The organism is Nocardiopsis sp. NPDC055551, from assembly GCF_053619415.1.
In genome coordinates this window covers 57,006-75,551 of sequence record NZ_JBSHJJ010000009.1, presented here as the reverse complement: position 1 = coordinate 75,551, position 18,546 = coordinate 57,006, and the positions used below count along the sequence as shown (strand labels likewise).

General features: G+C 68.3%; 8 protein-coding genes. 1 reads left to right on the top strand and 7 read right to left on the bottom strand.

The genetic code is table 11. The annotated features are described in order from the left end of the window. Nucleotides 1-285: 285 nt before the first annotated feature. On the bottom strand, nucleotides 286-1,515 hold the full coding sequence (locus ACWGSK_RS17220) for an MFS transporter (protein WP_452456235.1): 1,230 nt from the start codon (nucleotides 1,513-1,515) through the stop codon (nucleotides 286-288). Between the two features lie 862 nt (nucleotides 1,516-2,377). Between ACWGSK_RS17220 and ACWGSK_RS17215 the strand changes: the two genes are divergently transcribed. After that, nucleotides 2,378-3,322, top strand: a complete 945-nt coding sequence (locus tag ACWGSK_RS17215) for a LuxR C-terminal-related transcriptional regulator (protein WP_452456234.1) — start codon at nucleotides 2,378-2,380, stop codon at nucleotides 3,320-3,322. Nucleotides 3,323-3,356: 34 nt separating this feature from the next. Here ACWGSK_RS17215 and ACWGSK_RS17210 read toward each other — a convergent pair whose 3' ends face one another. The 6 genes from ACWGSK_RS17210 to ACWGSK_RS17185 form a co-directional block, all read right to left on the bottom strand. Further along, complete coding sequence (locus ACWGSK_RS17210; RefSeq protein WP_452456233.1) at nucleotides 3,357-6,095, bottom strand: LuxR C-terminal-related transcriptional regulator; 2,739 nt, start codon at nucleotides 6,093-6,095, stop codon at nucleotides 3,357-3,359. Between the two features lie 72 nt (nucleotides 6,096-6,167). Beyond that, nucleotides 6,168-6,377 carry an MbtH family protein gene (locus tag ACWGSK_RS17205; protein ID WP_358509898.1) on the bottom strand — a complete coding sequence of 70 codons (210 nt, stop codon included), beginning with the start codon at nucleotides 6,375-6,377 and terminating at the stop codon, nucleotides 6,168-6,170. 101 nt (nucleotides 6,378-6,478) lie between these two features. Continuing rightward, nucleotides 6,479-7,720, bottom strand: coding sequence for a hypothetical protein (locus ACWGSK_RS17200; protein WP_358509901.1), 1,242 nt, complete (start codon nucleotides 7,718-7,720; stop codon nucleotides 6,479-6,481). A 748-nt stretch (nucleotides 7,721-8,468) separates the two neighbouring features. After that, nucleotides 8,469-9,845, bottom strand: coding sequence for a serine hydroxymethyltransferase (locus ACWGSK_RS17195; protein ID WP_358511835.1), 1,377 nt, complete (start codon nucleotides 9,843-9,845; stop codon nucleotides 8,469-8,471). After that, the gene (locus ACWGSK_RS17190) at nucleotides 9,842-13,165 is read right to left on the bottom strand and encodes a non-ribosomal peptide synthetase (RefSeq protein WP_358511832.1); all 3,324 of its coding nucleotides are present in this window, start codon (nucleotides 13,163-13,165) and stop codon (nucleotides 9,842-9,844) included. Before ACWGSK_RS17190 ends, ACWGSK_RS17195 begins: the two co-directional genes overlap by 4 nt. After that, on the bottom strand, nucleotides 13,162-18,516 hold the full coding sequence (locus ACWGSK_RS17185; protein ID WP_452456232.1) for an amino acid adenylation domain-containing protein: 5,355 nt from the start codon (nucleotides 18,514-18,516) through the stop codon (nucleotides 13,162-13,164). Before ACWGSK_RS17185 ends, ACWGSK_RS17190 begins: the two co-directional genes overlap by 4 nt. Nucleotides 18,517-18,546: the final 30 nt, after the last annotated feature.

Below are 18,546 nucleotides of genomic sequence, written 5' to 3'. Positions count from 1 at the left end.
TCCCCCGGTGACCTGGCCTTCCGCTTTCCCAGGGCACTCGGCGCAGACCCATGGGACCGTCTCGTTCCGGCCCCTCCCCGTAGTCGACGGCCACGTCCCCCAAACGAGGACGGCGCCCTCGACGCGGAGGAGGATGAACTCCTCTCCGGCACGCATGAGGCGTTGGAACCGTCTCCAGGTCGACCGAGAAGGCGGCGTCTCACGGCGCCGGGGCCACGGGCCTCGAAGTCCTCGTGTTCCGTCCAGGTCTCTTCGCGAATCCGACCGGTGTCCACGTGCGACGCCTCACCGGGCCTGGCGGTGGGTCACCCGCGCCGCGCGGCGCGGGTCGGCCACGCCGGCACCCAGAGCCAGGCCGCACACCAGGAGCGCGGGCAGCAACAGGCCCGTGCCGACGCCCGCCTGCTCTGCGAGGGCACCGATCACGGGCGCCCCCACCAGAGGACCCAGGTAACCGATCGCCGCCACCGTCCCCAGGTTCCTTCCGACCCGGTGGGGGTCGATCTCCGACGCGGCGCTGAAGAGCTGCGGCACCGTGCACGACAGGCCCAGACCGACAAGGGCGAACCCCACCGGCAGGGCCCAGACCCAGGGCACGAGCAGGGCGATGAAGAACCCGCAGACCACGACCAGGGCACTGGACCTCAACAGTTTCACGCGGCCCAGCACCCGGGCCAGGCGGTCCCCGAACAGGCGCCCGATGGTCATGGTGATCGTGAACGTGGCGAAGACCGAGGCCGCGAACGCCCCGGAGGCGTTCACGCTCTCCTGCGCGTAGAGCGCGCTCCAGTCCTGAACGGCGCTCTCGGTGAGCATGGCCGTCAGGACCATCGCTCCCAGGAGGAGCAGATGTGGTGAGAGCACGGGCCGTCGGCCGGTCTCACGGTCTCGGCTCGGTTTCTCCACCGGCGGAGGCGCGAACCGCAACAGGGCTCCCATCGGGAGCAACGCGGCCAGGGCCAGGAGCACCCCCACCATCTGGAACGCGGCGAGCGGGCTGACGCCCGCGTAGGCGGTGACGAATCCGCACAGCGCCCCGAAGCACGACCCCAGTGAGACGAAGGCGTGGCAGGAGGACATCATCGAACGCCCCAGGGGCCTCTGGAGCAGGGCGGCGTGGGTGTTGACGCTGATGTTGAGCAAGGAGTGGGCGACGCCCAACACGAACAGGGCGATGGCCAACCGGACGGGACCCTCGGCCATGCCCGGCAGCATCAGGCAGAGGGGCGCGACCACCCCGGCCGGGACGATGACGAACCGGGGGGCGCACCGATCGAGCAGGGCTCCGCCCGTGCGCGCCGTGAGCACCGCCCCCAGGCCCATGCACAGGAGGGCGAGGCCCAGTTGGTCGGCGCCGACGCCGGCCTGTTCCTTGACCGCCGGGATGCGGGACGCCCACACCGGCAGCAATGCTCCGGTCAGGAAGAAATATCCGAGCAGGGCGGAACGGGCATACAGGAACTTCCTCTCATCGGTAGTGGCACCAGAGTTACTTTGTTCGGTGTCGGGACTCACGGACACTCTCCACGCTCTGTGGGCTGATGAAATAGATCTACGCCGACAGATTCAATACGCGGGCGACAGCGGGGTTGAAGCGGCCAGAAGATTGTTTTCGTGCGCCTGTCAGTCGACCCACGGTCGGTTGAAGAAGAGAGACTACAGCCCACCTCGACGGCAGAAAAGCAGCTCAGAGAGGCTGTCGCTCGACCCACCGCAGACCCCTGACCTCAATCTTCACCCGGAAAGAGACCAATGGACGATTTGCCCGAAAAACCCTCATTCATCGCCAGGTGAGAGTATTACACAAAAGACCTCACATGGACGACCAGGGAGAATTCTTATCCTTTCAACCGAGAACACAAGTAACATAAACGGACACAAGGAAGGCGAGTCGAGAATATTTCCCACATTTACACGGGGAGATTCGTTGGTTATTTTCATCGAGGACCGGAGAACGCCGTCGAAAGAGATGGTGAAGAACACGCCGATCCGGGCCCACCTGGAACTCCAAGTGGGACAGGGCCCTCGAACACACCATCCTCGACCTTCAACCCCCCGACGCCACGGGAACGCCCGCCACCACGGTCGACCGCCTCTTCGTCGAGGCGTCATCGGTCGAGGGGCTCACCGGACCCATCATGCGAAACGGCCGGTTCCGGACACGACATGTCTTACCGACCCAAGCTCACTTACCATCGACGAGCCGATTCCGTTGTGCGGTGAAGCCCGTCCACCGCAGGTCGACCCACGGTGGTACGCCCTTGTCCCGGGCCTCATGAGATCCGAGATCAGCCCCTCCCAGAACGGTTAGAAGTTGATAGAAGGACCGACCGAGCTCGAAGGACCGATACCCCCTGAAGCCGTGGAGCTTTATCGTTTGACCATCGAGGATCCTTCATGGACACCGGAACAGGCTCGGGAGCTTCTGGGGCTGGACGAGGACCGGCTCCTCGAACTCATCGACCTGTTGATCGGTTACCGACTGTTGCGTCCTTCCCAAGACTCCCGCTATCGGTACCAGGCCAGTGGGCCGGAGTCCGCGGCGGTCGAACTGCTGGAGGCGGACCGCAGACGTCTGCAAGACGAACAGATCCGGATGGACCGTGTCCGCGACGAGCTCCTCTCCCTCCAAGCCACCTACTTCAGTGCTCGTCAGTCCCGCCGCAACTCCGAGGCGTTCGATGTGGTGGAGGACGTCGACCTGGTCCGTCTGATCCTGTCCAACGAGGCACAAAGGGCCGAGAAGGAGTTGTGCATCGCTCACTCCGGCGGAGGCATGAGCGAGAAGGGTCTCTCGCGCAGCATCTCCTTGGACCGCCTCATGTTGGAACGTGGGGTGGTGATGCGCTCGGTCCTCCAACACGCGACCCGACACCACGCGCCCACCAGGCACTACGTCAACGAGGTCAGCAAACTGGGTGCGCAGGTCCGTACCATTCCGGTGGTCCCACGACGGATGATCGTCTTCGACCGCCGGGTGGCCTTCATCCCCATGGAGGGGGGCGAGGTCACCCAGGGCGCGGTGCTGTTGCGCGAACCATCCGTGGTGGACAACCTCTGCTCCTTCTTCGACCTCATGTGGCAGAACGGGCGTTCATTCCCCGTGGACACGTTGAACGAACAGCCCGCGGCCAAGGAGGAGATCCGCGAAGCCATCCTGGAGGGCTTGGTCACGGGGGCCAAGGACGAGATGGTCTCCCGAAAACTGGGCATCTCCGTTCGCAGCTGTCGGCGCCACATCGCCGAGATCATGACCGAACTGAAGGCGGAGAGCCGGTTTCAGGCCGGTGTCCTGGCCCACAAACGTGGGCTGGTCAACTGACCGGCCCACGCCGTTGGTCCCGGTCGGGGCCACCTCACTCGGTGACGGTGCCCGCCCCGGCCTTGCTTCGTTGCGGACGTACCCCGATCTCCCCTCTGCCCATCATCGCGGCGATCTCGGCCCGGGAGGCCACTTCCAGCTTCCCGAAGATACGACCGAGATGGGTCTCCACGGTCTTGTGGCTCATCTCCAGCCGTCGAGCGATCTGCCGGTTGGTGTGTCCCTCGCTGACCAGACCGGCGATCTCGAACTCACGTCGGCTGAGCTTGTGCCGGCTCTCCTCGACGAGTGGCGGGGCGCCCTCGAAACGCTCGATCTCGGCCCTCAGGGTCGGCACCAAGGCCGCGAGGGCGCCCGCACCGGTGCGTTCGGCGGACAGGGCCAACCGTTCCATGTGCCTGCCCGCCGAACCGGCGTCGCCCAGGGCCAGGAGGGCGCGAGCCGCCGCGGCGTGCGCCCGACCCATTTCGAACGAGCAGGTCAACGAGGACCCCCCGGCGACTATGGCGTCCAGTGCGTGGGCCAGGGCTTCGCTGGGACGCCGAGCCGCCGCGCTCAGCGCCAGATCGGCCAGGCAACGACTCTGCGCGGTTCCCAGGGCCTCCGCCGCGGTCGTAGCCCGCGCGGCCCAACTCAGGGCCTCGTCGTGATCGCCTCGGGCGGCCTCCGCCCGACAAAGCGACTCGGCGACGGCGGGACGCTCCCAGACCGGAAGCTCGGAGAGATGATCGCCGGCGCCGTCCAACAGGGCATGGACCGCCTCCGAGACGTCGCCCGCGAGCAGATGCGCCCCACCTTGGGAGATACGTGCCCGCCGCCACCAGGGGCTGTCCGGGGACACCGCGTTAATGGCGTTCTGGGCGTCCGCGAGTGCGGCGAGGACCGCGCCTTCGACGAGCCACACCTGCGCGCGGGCGTTCAAGGCCATGGCGATCAGGTCCGCCGCGCCCATCAGTTCGGCGAGTCGGACCGCCTCTTCGACCCGGGCCAGGGCCTCCACGACCCGGCCTTGGCGCAGTTGGCAGAGTCCGAGACCGACGAGCATCGGTACCACGGCCGGGGGACACCCGCCGCGCCGGACGATGGACAGGCCACGCGTGAAGTGGCGGATCGCGACATCGCACGTGTCCAGGTGGGCCTCCACCCAGGCGAGGTGGGTCAGTGCTTCGGGGCGGCGGGCGAGCTGACCGTCGGATCGCCGTTCGATCATTTTGGCGGCCTCGACGGCGCTGTGCCGCGCGACCTCGGTGTCTCCACGTGACAGACGGGTCGTGGCGTGGATCCCTAGGACGACCGCCTGGGCCACCGGGTCCTCACTGCCCATGACGGACAGAACCGCGCCATCGGACCAGTCCCATCCGGTGTCCCACAGGGACGTGGCCGCCAGTGCGGTACGCAACCGGTGCGCGTCGTGAACGCCCCTTCCGGCGATACCCGTGTGCAGGAGGGCACGAGCCTGGGTGTAGTGGCCATCGATCTGCGCCAGCCAGGCCCTGAGCTCGATCACCTCCCCGGTCTCCGGTGTGCGCGGATCGGTGTGGTCCAGGAGCGAATCGACCTCGGCCATGAGCGTGCGACCCCGGTCGATTCGTCCACTGGACACGCACACCCGGGCCAGACCGAGCATGATCTCCAGCCTTGAGCGCGGATCGTCCTCCCCCATGTGGGCGAGAACGCTCTCGTACCAGCGAACGGCCTTGACCGGGTCGGACACCTCGACGGCCTTGGCCGCTTCGATCAGTAGGGCACGGGCATCGTCCCCATCCTCCGACCGACACAGGTGATCCGCGTAGTCGGTGACCGGACGACCCTCCTCACGGAGCGTGTGCGCGGCCCGTCGATGCGCGGCGAGCCTGGTCGTGAGGGGGGCCGCGTGGTAGGCGGCCCAGCGCAGCACCTGGTGACGGTAGACGAATCCACGCCGTCCGGCGTTGGCGCGGAGTACGTCGGCGCCCACCAGCGCACCCACCGCCGTGAGCGTCTCGGCGATGTCGAGGTCGGCGACCCTGGCGAGGCGTTCGGGTGGGAAATGCCCATCGAACACCGACGCGGCGTACGCGACCGCTCGGATCGGCCCGGGCAGTGCTTCGATCTCCATGCTCAAGGGCGCCAGGGCATCAGGATCGGGGACGATGTCGGAGCCGTCCACGCAGTCGCTCCCCCCGCACAGGGCGATCAGGGCCCTCAGGTACCGGGGGTTGCCCCCGCTCTTCTCATGAATGGTGGAACGGTGGCGGACACACACCTCCTCGGCGGTGATCGACAGGCTCTCCTCCCTGTCGAGGGGCCCGACCTGGAGCCGCACGTGCCGCCATCGGCCTTGTGAACCACCGATGGCGGCGAGCAGCCGGGTCGAGCACTGGCGTGGACGATGCGCCACCACCAAGGACAACCGCCGGGCCGGCGGATGGTGCAGGATCCGAATGATCTCCGTTTCCATCTCCGGCGAGGCCAGGTGGGCGTCGTCCACCACGAGGACCAGGCCGAGACCCCCGTCCACCTCCTGGCGCGCGACCCCGGGGAGACCGGCGGGCAGAGGGGCGAACGTTCCGCACCCCTGGGTGTCGGCGGTGCCCGCGACGACGGTGTTCCGGTCTCCATCGACGCCGGCCAGGGCTTCCGTCAACAGCCGGGTCTTGCCGATACCGGGTTCACCGACGACCTCGATGAGCCGTGGTGGTCCGTCCACGGAGTCCAATTCCCGGCAAAGGGACATGAGCTCCCTGGTTCGACCGGTGAACGTCTGATGGCCGAGCTCGGTCTGGATTCTCATCTTGTCTACCCCTCAAGGGTCGGGTGGTCACTCCGGTTTCGGGCCGCGGTCGTGTGGAGGGGCCCGCGGAACCTAGGCGTCTCCCATGGCCAGGCGCAGGCTCAGGGGTCGCATGTCGGTCCAGGTCCGGTTGATGTGTGCCAGGCACTCCTCCTTGGTGCCGGTGGTGCCCTCGTGCCGCCATCCGTGCGGGAGCTTCCGGGACTCGGGCCAGACGGAGTACTGTTCCTCGTCGTTGACCACGACGCTGTAGCGGATGTTGTTCTCCGAGGTGTCCTGCATGGGTCTTCTCCTGATCGTCGGGTTGGATTCGTGCTCTTCTGACATGGATCCGGTCTGGAGGGCCAGGCCCCGGACGTTCCCGCCGGGTCCTCGGAACCGGTTCAGGAAGGGGCCGTCAGCTCGGCGATGGCGTCGAGGAGGGCGTCCCTGACGGCGGGGTCGAGTACGTGGCCGCGGCTTCCGACGGGGCGGGTGGCTTGAAGGGCGGTGTGCGTCAACTCGGCACAGCGTTGAATCTGCGCGGTCTCGAAACCCCGCATGGTCAGACTGGTCAACGAGAGGGACAGGCCGTGGTGTTCGTCGTCGCGCTCGGCGCTATGGAACCTGCTGCCGGTGGCCTCGATCCCGACCTCGGCCAGGGCCGACTCGGCCATGGTGCCGCTCAGGCCCGAACCGTCCAGGTCGATGAGGACCATGTGGGTGTCGGTACCTCCGGTCACCGGACGGTACCCGTACAGGCTGAGTTCATCGGCGAGGGTGCGGGCGTTGTCGATGGTGCGCTCGGCGACCTCGCGCCACCACGGGGTCACGGCGGCCGCCAGGGTGTGCGCCTGCGCGGCGAGAAAGGTGTCCACCCGGCCCTGGGAGTTCCGATGGCTCACCCGCCTCAGACGCTGTGCGATGCCACGCCCCCGGTATTCGGTGTTCGCGTCGCGTCCGCACAGGATCAGCCCCCCGGGCGGCCCGCCGAGCTGGCCGTGGGTACCGGCGATCACGATGTGGGCGTCGTTGATCGGGTTGGGCAGGAGACCCGCGGAGATGATTCCGGTGATCCCGGTGATGTCGGCGATGAGCAAACTGTCGGCTTCGTCGGCGACGCGCCGTAGCAGGGCGAAGTCGGTGCTGCGCAGTCGGTTGACGGCGTCATAGATGATCGCCGTGGGTCGGTGGTGCCGCACGGCCTCGATGAAACCGGCCCGGTCGAGGTCCCCGTCCGGCGGGATGTCGAGGTCCACCCGCTGGTGGAAGCCCGGGAACGTGGGTCCCAGAGGATCGATCCCGGTGGTGTGGATACGCAGCACCACGTCCTCGGGTTCGAGCAGGGCCAGGCAGACGAGTTGGAGGGCGTCGGCGGGCGAGGTGGGACGGACGTCGGCGTACTCGGCGCCGAACAGGTGCTGGGCTCGGTCGATCGTCATGTCCTCCAAGGCGCTCGGGGAACGGTCGAAGCGCACGGGCAGGTGATCGGACATGAGCGCGCGGACGGCGGGCGGAACGTACCCGTCGGAGAGCGACATCGTCAGGGTCCCGGCCCTGCGGGAGCTCTCCTGGGACACGAGGTCGCGGAGCCCCCCGTCCCAGAGAAAGTCCTGGGGAGCGACGATGGAAGAGGAGCCGCTCATTGTCCCGAGATATGGGATCGAAAAACCAGGGGTGGTCATATCTATAGTGGCCTTCCAGCGAATGGTGATGAATGCAGGATCCCTGCCCGGGATTCCGTTCGCCCTCGATGCGTTGAAGAATCGCAGAGAGCATTATTCTTTCTGAGAATCGGAGTGCCCGACACCGCGGGTCCGGTCAACGCCACTCCGGCTGCGGAAGTCTTCTTCGGACGAGACCATTCCCCGGCACCGACCGGGCGAGCTCGCTCCTGACCTGGCCAAAGGGCTTTGCGAAGCCTAAAGCCTAGTTCGGCCAGTCCGTCCCGCCATCGGTGGAGTTCGGCCAGTCCGTCCCGCCATCGGCCACCTGCGCCCCGGAGTTCGGCCAGTCCGTGCCCCCCGCGACCACCGAAACCTCGAAGGACTCGGCGCCGAGAGCGGGGACCGCAGCCAAAGCGAGACCGAACGAGAAACCGAAGGCAATAGCAATTTTCTTCATGGTGGACCCTCTCGATGAAAGCTTATGTTTTGCCGAACTCCCGGGTTTTCGCTAACTCCTTGCCCGGCACTTCATAGTCTTCACGAGAAGGCCACTCCAGACCAGATTTCACCGGGTTCATGAAGTTGCATGACAACAATCTCCCCGCCGCGCTCCCTCTCTGAGCAGGGAGGACTCCATCGGGCCGCGCCCCTCGCGTCCTTGGAGGAACGCGGAAGGGCCCGACGATGGCCGGGCCCTTCCTTGAAGTCCTCCTGCCGGAGGCGGGGATCAGGGGGTCGAGGACACGAGCTCCTCACCGACCCCGGCCCGTACCGGGAAACGCCGGCAGAGCTCGGCCACCTCGGCCCGCACCCCCTCGCGCACCGCTTCGGACAGGACGAACTCGTCATCCCCGGTGCTCCGCAGCGAACGCCACACACGATCGACCAGCGTCGCGCATTCGACCATGGCTTCGGATCCCATCCCACGCAGGGCCAGCGAGTTCGTGCCGAACCGGACCCCGCCCGAGATCCGGGCCGGGTAGCCGTCACCAGGGATCTTGTTGCGGTTGACGATGATCCCGCAGGATTCGAGGGATCGCTCGGCGTTGGCCCCGGTCAGCCCGGAGCCTCCCGTGTCCACCAGGACCATGTGGTTGTCGGTGCCGCCGGTCTGCACGCGCCAACCCAGTTCGGCCAGCGCGGACGCCAAGGCGCGGGCGTCGTCGAGGACGCGCTCCGCCAACCGGTGGAAGCCCGCCGATCCCACGATCCCCAGCGCCCGGGCCTTCGCGGCGATCCCGTTGACCCGAGGTGTTCCCTGGAAGTACGGGAAGACCCCCTGCTGGATCACGGAGGAGAGCCTGCGACCGCCCGGCCCGGGGGTGTCGGCGTCCGCGCCCATGAGGATGAGCCCACCGCGAGGTCCGTACAACTGTTTGTAGGTGCTGGTCGTGGTGAAGTGCGCGGCGTCGATCGGGCTGGGGTGCAGCCCGGCCGCGACCAACCCGGCGATGTGCGAGATGTCGGCGAGCAGGTAGGCGCCCACCTCGTCGGCGATCTCACGGAACCGGGCGAAGTCGATCTCGCGTGGATAGGAGCTGGCTCCGCACACGATCAGACGTGGCCGGTGCCTTCGAGCGAGTTCGGCGATCTCGCCATGGTCGAGCCTTCCGTCGGGGCCCACACCGTAGGAGACCGGGCGGAAGTAGCGTCCGGAGAAGGACACCGGTGCCCCGTGCGTCAGATGGCCGCCCGCGCTGAGCTCCATCCCCATGATCGTGTCCCCGGGATCCAGCAGGGAGGTCATCACCACCTGGTTGGCGGTGCTGCCCGAATGTGGTTGGACGTTGGCGTATCGAGCGCCGAACACGTCCTTGGCCCTGTCCACGGCGAGCCGCTCGATCTCGTCCACCACCACGCAGCCCGCGTGGTACCGCCGTCCGGGGTAACCCTCGGTGGTGACGTTGCCGACCGCGCTTCCCTCGCAGGCGAGCACCGAGCTGTCCGCCGCGCTGGCCGAGGCCACCATGGCCAGTGTCTCCTCCTGACGAATCTGGTCCCGTTCGAGCATCGAGAAGAGCGCCGGGTCCTGCGAGCTCAGCCGCCGCAGACCATCCGTCGCGGTGGCGGCCAGCGGTCCGTCGACCATCACATCACCGTTCATCGGACACCACCGGTCTCCTCCGCCAGCATGGCCATGACCTCTTCCTCGCTCATCTGACCGACGTCGAGCGTCAACTGCGCCGCCGCGTCGACGTCGACCCCCTGCTCACGCCCCAGGTCTCGCACGACCGTGGCCTGCCGTTCGACGGTCCTCGCGTCGAACACGGCACGCAGCGGAAGATCGATCCCGAAGACCTCCCCGGCCAGAACGGCGATGCGAGTGGCGGCCATCGAATACCCGCCGAGTTCGAAGAAGGAGTCGTGGACACCGACTCGATCGACGTCCAGGACCGACTCCCACAGTTCGACCAGGACGCTCTCCACCGGGGTGCGCGGGCCGGTGTACGCGTTGTCCAGGTTCGGCCGGGCACTCCCGGGCTCGGGGAGCGCGGCCCGATCGACCTTCCCATTGGGCGACAGCGGCAGCCGTCGCAGTTCGACGAAGGACGAGGGCACCATGTACTCGGGCAGGGTGGCGCCGATGTGCTCCCGCAAGGAAGCGATCGATGGCTCGATCCCCTCCTCAGGTACGTGGTAGGCGACCAACCGGGTCCGGCCGCCGTCTTCGCGCGCGACCACCACTCCCTCGGCCACCCCGGGGTGTGTCAGCAGGGCGGCCGTGACCTCACCCGGTTCCACGCGAAGACCACGGATCTTGGTCTGGTGATCGATACGGCCGATGAGTTCGAGGACCCCGTCGGAGCGATAGCGCACCAGGTCGCCCGTCCGATATAGGCGAGCCCCCGCGGGCACGTTGCCGTAACACCCGGCGAAGGGGTGTGGGACGAAGCGCTCCGCGGTCAGTCCGGGGCGATCCAGGTAACCGCGGGTCAACCCGACCCCGCCCAGGTACAGCTCACCGGGTATCCCGATCGGGGCGGGCCGGCCGTACTCGTCGAGCACGAGGACCTGTTGGTTCTCCATGGCGACGCCGTACGGGATGGCGGACCACTCCGGGTCCACGGTGACCACCTCGTGGATCGTGGAGTGGATGGACGCCTCGGTGGCGCCGCCCATCACCACGACTCGCGCACCTGGAGCGCACGAGCGCAACCGTTCAGGCAGGCCGAGCCCGACCCAGTCTCCCCCCAGGTACGCCAGACGTATGGAGGAAGCGCTCCCGGCGCCGCGCTCGTCGACCTCCTCGACGAACGTCTCCAGCAGCGCGGGGGCGGAGTTCCACACGGTGACCCGGTGCTCCCGGACCAGATCGGCCCAGTGCCGGGGGTCCTGGGCCCGGTGCGCTTCGGGTAGGACGACGGTCCCGCCCGCGGCGAGCATCCCCAACATGTCGTAGACGGACATGTCGAAACTGGCCGAGGACAGCGCCAACAACGTGTCCGTGGTTCCCACCCCGCCCACTCGGTTGAGGTCGAGGATGTTGTTGACCACGCCCCGGTGGGGGACCGCGATGCCCTTGGGTCGCCCGGTGGAACCAGACGTGTAGATGACGTAGGCGAGGTTGTCGGTCCGGACCCGATCGTGCTCCCGATCCGTCCTACGCGGAACCTCGACCGTCGGTAGGTCCGCGACCCCGATGACCCGGGCGGCCCCGGTGTGCTCTGGCAACCGCTCGGCCAAACCGTCCTCGGTGAGCAGTACCCGGGGACGCGCGTCCTCGATCATGAAGGCCAGGCGATCCGACGGGTATTCCGGATCCAGCGGGAGGTGGCCCCCGCCCGCCTTGAGGATGCCGAGGAAGACCGGCAACCGCACCGGCGCGGCGGCGCTCAGGAAGGAGCCGACCAGCACCTCCGGTCCCACCCCGAGGTGGGTCAGGCCGGAGGCGATCCGCTCCGCCCAGGCGTCCAGCTCGGCGTAGGTCGACGATCCGCCCGGGTACACGAGAGCGGTGGCGTTCGGGGTGAGCCGGGCCCTCTCCTCGAACAGCTCGTGCAGACAGCGATCCTGGATGTCCGAACCTGTGGAGTTCCACGTCGAGACCGCGGTCTCGACCTCGTTCGGGGAGAGCAGGGGAAGGTCGGAGAGTCTCCGTTCCGGCTTCTCCACCGCTGCGGCCAACAGCCTCTCGAACTGGGCCCATAGCCGTGCGATGGTGCCCTCGTCGAACATGTCGGTGCTGTACTCGAAGAAGCCCTCGTAGCGGTCTCCCGCGTCCCACATCTGCAGGTCCAGATCGACCTGGGTGGCGTTCCGGGGCACGTGCACCGCCGAGATCTCCAGGTTCCCCACCGCGGGGTTGGGCATCGGCGCGTTCTGCATGACGAACATGACCTGGGTCAGCGGCTGATGGCTGAGGTCCCGGTGGGGCGCGATCTCTTCGACCAGGCGGTCGAAGGGAAGATCCTGGTGTTCGAAACCCGCCAGCACGGTCCGGCGCACACGACCCACGAGCTCGGAGAAGGCGGGGTCGCCCTCCAGGGAGGTCCGGAAGAGCACGATGTTGATGAAGCAGCCGATGAGGTCCTCGGTCTCGGCGGTACGCGTGGCGACCCCGGTGCTCACCACCACGTCGCGGGTGCGCGCCCACAGACCGATCGCCGCCTGGAACGCCGCCAGGATGGTCATGTACGGGGTCGCCCCGAGTTCACCGCTCAGCTCACGGACGCGTCTGGACACCTCCGGGGACAGGCTCAAGGGCAGCATGTTCCCGTGGAAGCTCTGCGCCGGGGGACGGGGGCGGTCCGCGGGCAACTCCAAGACCGGCGGCGCGCCCCCGAGCTCACCTCGCCAGAAGCTCAGGAAGTCGCCGATCACCTCCTCGGTGAGGTTCTCACGCTGCCAGGCCGTGTAGTCCACGTACTGCACCGGGAGCTCGGGACCGCGTGGCGAACGCCCGCTGAGGAAGGCCGGGTACCCCTCGGCGATCTCCCGAACGAAGATGCCGCACGACCACATGTCCGAGACCAGGTGGTGCATGGTGACCGCGAGCACGTGTTCCTCTGGGGCCAGACGCAACAGGGTGATCCGAACGAGGCCCTCGTCGATCGCGAAAGGCGTGCGGGCGTCGGCCCCCAACCGCGCGGCGAGCAGCTCCTCGGACCCGGCCTCGGGGGTACCGGTGAGGTCCTCCTCGTGAACGTCCAGCGGGGACTCGGGCAGGACCACCTGCGCGGACTCGCCGTCGATGGTGGTGAACACCGTACGCAACGACTCGTGCCGACCCATGACATGCCCGATCGAGGCGAGCAGTGCCTCCCGATCCATCGGTCCCCGCAGTCGCAGGGCGAACGGGACGTGGTAGGCGGCCGTCCCCGGGAAGAGCTGCTCGATGATCATCAGCCGTTGCTGAGCGAACGTCACGGGGAACGCCAGGGGTTCCTCGGTGCTCTGCATGGTCCTCTCCTCCTGGTGACTCATGAGTCCATTCCTGTCTGGTCGCTCCGCGAGGCGCGGAGCCTGCGCAATACGTCGGCGCGGCCCGTTCCCGAGACTCCGGCGAAACCGCGCCGGTCCACCCGGGTGACGACCGGTGCCGGTGCCGTCGCGGTCGACTCGTCCACCAGGGCGGCGACCCCTCGCAGGGTCGGCCGCTCGAACAGACGGTGTAGTTGCAGCCGCACCCCGAAGACGTCCCGCACGCGCAGGACGAGCCTGGACAGCAGGAGCGAGTGGGCCCCCAACTCGAACCAGTTGTCGTCGCGTCCCAGCCGGGCGCCTCCGAGCAGTTCGACGACGATCCGGTGCAGCTCCCGTTCGGTGTCGGTGGCGGGAGCCTCCGAGGAGGCCACCGCCGTGACCTCCGGTTCGGGCAGCTTCCTTCGGTCGATCTTGTTGCTGGAGTTCAGGGGCAGCTCGGAGAGCCACACGAAGTGCGTGGGCACCATGTAGACGGGAAGTCGCTCGCTCAGGGCCTCACGCAGCGCGCGATCGGCGGACTGGCGGTCGAAGGCGGCCGTACCCACACGGTTTCGGGCCTCGACGTAGGCCACCAGCGTGGACACCGACGCGGTCTGGTGGACCACCACCGCGGAACGGCGCACGGTCGGGTGTCGGTCGAGCGCGCTCTCGATCTCGCCGAGTTCGATCCGATGACCGTTGAACTTGACCTGTTGGTCCGCCCGCCCCAGGAATTCCAGGCGCCCATCGGCGCCGAAGCGCGCCAGGTCACCGGTCCGATACATTCGAGCACCGGGGGTCCCCCCATGCGGATCGGGCACGAACCTGTCGGCGGTCAGTCCGGGGCGACCCAGGTAGCCGCGGGCGACCCCCGCGCCACCGATCACGACCTCGCCGATGACCCCCGCCGGTACCGGTTCCATCTCGGGGCCGAGGACGTAGAGGCTGGTCTCACCGAGCGGAGCGCCGATCGGTACGGGTCCTCGCCCGGTCTCGTCGATCCTTGCCGCCGCCGACCACACCGTGGTCTCGGTGGGCCCATAGAGGTTCCACAGCCGTTTTCCCCGGCCGATGAGCCGGTCGGCGAGAGCCTCCGACAGCGCTTCTCCCCCACTGGAGACGACCAGGTCGGGATGGCCCTCCCAGTGCGCGTCGCCCAGGAGCTGCCAAGTGGCGGGTGTGGCCATGGCGAAGGCGAACGCACCACTGTCCAGACGGGCGCGGAGCTGGGCACCGTCGGTCTTGACCGATGTGTCGGCGATGTGCACGACGCCCCCGGTGACCAGGGGCAGGAACACCTCCATGACGGAGATGTCGAAGGAGAAGCTGGCCAGTGCCAGGACACGGTCTCCGCGGCCGGGCGTGTGGGGCACGGCCATCGCGTCCATGAGGTGGGCCATGGCACGATGCGGGATCTGGACCCCCTTGGGGCGACCGGTCGATCCCGAGGTGTAGATGACGTAGGCGGTGTTGTCCGGGGTCAGTCGGCAGGGGGGCGGCCCCGGCGGCTGCTCTTCCAGGGTGCGTGCCAGGGTGTCCAGGGCCACGATCTCGACACCCTCGGCCGGAGAGGACTCGGGCGTGGTCGCGGTGACGACCGCTCGGGCCCCGGAGTCGGTGAGCATGAACTCGACCCGCTCCGCGGGCAGTTCGGAGTCGATGGGCAGGTAGGTGCCGCCCGCCTTGAGGACGGCGAGCATGGCCACGACCGCGTCCACCGACCTCGGCAGGTACAGTCCGACGACCTGTTCGGGGCCCACGCCCCGACCGACCAGATAGGTGGCCAGCCGGTCGGACCGATCGTCCAGTTCCGCGTAGCCGAGCGTGGGCACGTCCACGATGGTCGCGGGGTCGACCGGCTCGTCGATCGGCAGGTCTCGGGAGTCGAAGGCGATCGCGGGAGCGTCCGGATCGGCCGCGGCCCGTTCGGCGAACCGCTGGAAGACGTAGTCGTCCGGGCGATGGGCGAACCCGGTACCGGTCAATCGGTCGAGGACGCGGGCACGCTCGGTCTCGTCGAGCAGGGGCAGTTCCCCCACTCGCTGCTCGGGATCGGCCCCCGCTCCGGCGAGAAGTGTGCTCAGGTGCCGCACCATGCCCTCGACGGCCTCCGGGGTGAACAGGGCGGTGTCGTACTGGAGCAGTCCGCCCAATCCCTCCTCGGACTCGGCGAACGTCACCGAGAGGTCCAAGATCCCGTGCGGTGGGTCGAGCGGGAGGGGCCGCAGGTCGAGCCCGCCCAGCTCCAAACGGCCGTCCCGGTCACCGAGGATGAGCGAACTCATCCCTTGCGGCTGAGCACCGATCGGGCGCTGGAACGTGAAGAGGCTCTGCACGAGGGGCTGGCGCCCGAGGTTGCGATCCACCCTCAACCGCTCGACGAGCAGGGGCAGGGGGACGTCCTGGTGGAGTGCGGCCCGAACGCCACGGTCGACGGCACGCGTGTGGTCGGCGAAACTCAGGTCCGGTGCGATCCGGCCGCGCATCACCGCGGTGTTCACCAGGTTGCCGACGATCCCGGCCGTCTCGGCCCGCCCACGTCCGTGGACCGGGGTACCGACCAGGACATCGTCCCGCCCGGAGTAACGGGACAGGAACACCTGGTAGGCGCCGAGCAGGACCGAATAGAGGGTGGTCCCGGTCTTCGCCGCGCATTCCTTGAGGCTTCTGGTCAGCTCAGGGTCGAGTCGGAACCGGACGGTGCCGGAACGGAAGCCCTGCTCGGCGGGGCGGGGGTGGCTGGTGGGCAGTTCGAGTTCGGTGGGTGCGCCTTGGAGCTCCTCCTTCCAGAAGTCGATGAGCCGGGCACCATCGTCCTCCAACCGTGCGCTCTCGTGGCGAACCGGACGCAGGTGGCTGGGCGCGGGCCCCCAGTCGGGGAGCGGGCCCCCGGTCGTGATGGCGCGGTAGAGGCGGCCCAGTTCGTCGAGCATCACCTCCATCGACCAGAGGTCGGACACCAGGTGGTGCAGCATGAACACCAGCCTGTCGTGGTCCGGACCCAGGAGCAGGCAGACCCGGACCAACGGACCGGAGGCCACGTCGAAGGGAGCGTAGGCGAGCCGTCGGGCCTCCGCTTCGATCCGGTCACGGTCCAGGTCGCGCACGTCGCTTTCGGTGAACTCGGGTTCGAGTTCCGCGTGCACCCTCTGGACGGGCTCGCCGTCGACCACGGGGAAGGAGGTGCGCAGGGCGGTATGACGTTCCGACAGCAGGGCCAGGGCCCGGCGCATCGCGGACGCGTCCACCCGTCCGGAGACCTCGGCCGCCATGCCGATGTTGTGCGCCGAACTGGCCGGCGCGAACTGGTGCAGGAACCACATCGCTCGCTGATTGTGCGAGAGGGGGTGGTCGGTGGGTCCGTCGGTCATCACCTCCTCCGGGGGGACACGCGAAGCGGTCGAGGCCTGGAGCACGAGTTCGTCGATGGTGAGGGCGAGTACGTCCTCCGGATCCAGGTCCACCTGCAGCTGGGTCTCCACGCGGTGTCGGAGTCGGACGGTGTCCAGGGAGTCCATGCCCAGCTCCACCAGGGGGCGGTCCAGAGGGATCCGCGTCGCGGACACGTCGAGCACCGCCGCGATCGACTCGCGCAGGAAGACGGCGAGGCCATCGGCGTCGCCGTCGGACTCCTCGCCCTCGGGGAGGAGCCGTTCCCCTTCCTGGGAACGCAGTTCGGCGAGCACCGTCAACGTGCCCTCGTGCAGGGCCTTGCGACAGGCGCGCCGGGCGATCTTGCCACTGGTGGTACGCGGGATGGTCAGCGAGCGGACGAGGACCACGGAGTCCACGCGCACCTCATGCTCCTCGACGACCGCGGCACGGACGCTCCGGGTCACCTCGTCCAGGTCCACGTCCTGGCCGCTCCGGACCTCCTGCACGACGACGACCCGCTCCCGGCCGTCCTCCTCGTCCAGGGCGAAGGCCGCGCCACCGTTGGGCTGAAGCGCGGGCGAAGAGCGTTGGGCGGTGAGTTCGATGTCCTGCGGATAGTGGTTGCGTCCGCGGACGATGATCAAGTCCTTGCTGCGTCCGGTGACGTACAGCTGGCCGTCCCGAAGGAAACCCAGGTCTCCGGTGCGAAGGAAGGGAACCGTGGGTTCGTCGGCCAGGGTGAGCCCGAAGGGGTCGTCCTCGGTGTCGGGACGGTTCCAGTAGCCCTGGGCGACACTGGCCCCGTGGACCCAGATCTCCCCGACCTCGCCCTCGGGCAACGAGGTTCGTGTGGCCGGTTCGACGACCTCGACCCGATGCGCGGCGGGGACCGCGCCGCCGGCCACCACGTCGGAGGCGGCCCCGCCCCCGGCCCCTTCCATGGGCGGGGCCGAGACCCGGATACCGGAACCGTGGGGTCCGGCCGTGACCATGAGGGACGCTTCGGCCAGGCCGTAGCAGGGCAGGAGCGAGGAGGATCGGAACCCGGAGACGGCGAACTTGTCGGCGAAGGCCCGCATCGTGTCCTCGCGTACGGGCTCGGCGCCGTTGAAGGCCACCTCCCAACTGCTGAGGTCGAGCCGGGCGGCCTGCTCGTCGGTGACCTTCTCCACGCACAGGTCGTAGGCGAAGTTGGGGGCTCCGCTGACCACGGCCCTGTCTTCGCTGATGGCTTCGAGCCAGCGGTAGGGGTCGCGGATGAAGGTGACGGGTGACATCAGGGCCATGGTGCCGCCACGTCGCACGGTGCCCATGACCGAACCGATGAGTCCCATGTCGTGGTAGACGGGAAGCCAGGAGACACCGCGCATGTCGTCCCGCAGACCGAACGCCTCCTGGATCAGCGCGGTGTTCGCCAGCAGGTTGCCGTGGGTGAGCGCCACGCCTCTGGGGGTGGCGGTCGAGCCCGAGGTGTACTGGAGGAACGCCAGAGATCCCGTATCGAGTGCGGGGGCGTCCCAGCCCGTGGCTGCCGCGTCCGGCACGTCATCCGTCGCGACCAGGCGAAGCTTCTCCAGCCCGGGGACGAGACCGATGCGGCCGTCCATCCGATCGCGTCCGGCCGCCGTGGTCAGCGCGAACTCCGCACCGCTGTCCTGGACCATGCCCACCACGCGTGCGAGCGAACGCGGATTGCGGGTGGGCGGGTAGGCGGGGACCGCGACGACCCCCGCGTACAGGCAGCCGAAGAAGGCGGTGACGAACTCCAGACCAGGCGGGTAGAACAAGAGCGCGGAACGTCCGCCCAGGCCAAGGCCGAGCAGGTGCGTTCCGATCGCCCTGGCCCTCAGGTCGAGCTCCGCGTAGTCGATCCGGTCGGGCGTGGCACCCGCCTGCTCCGGACGGAAATTGAACGCGGTCCGGTCCGGCCTGTCCCCCGCGGCACCGGACAGCACGTCACGCCATGTCCTGGGCGCCCCCGTTGCGAAGTCGGTCATGCCTCACCCTTCGTTCGTCGGATCCCGGTC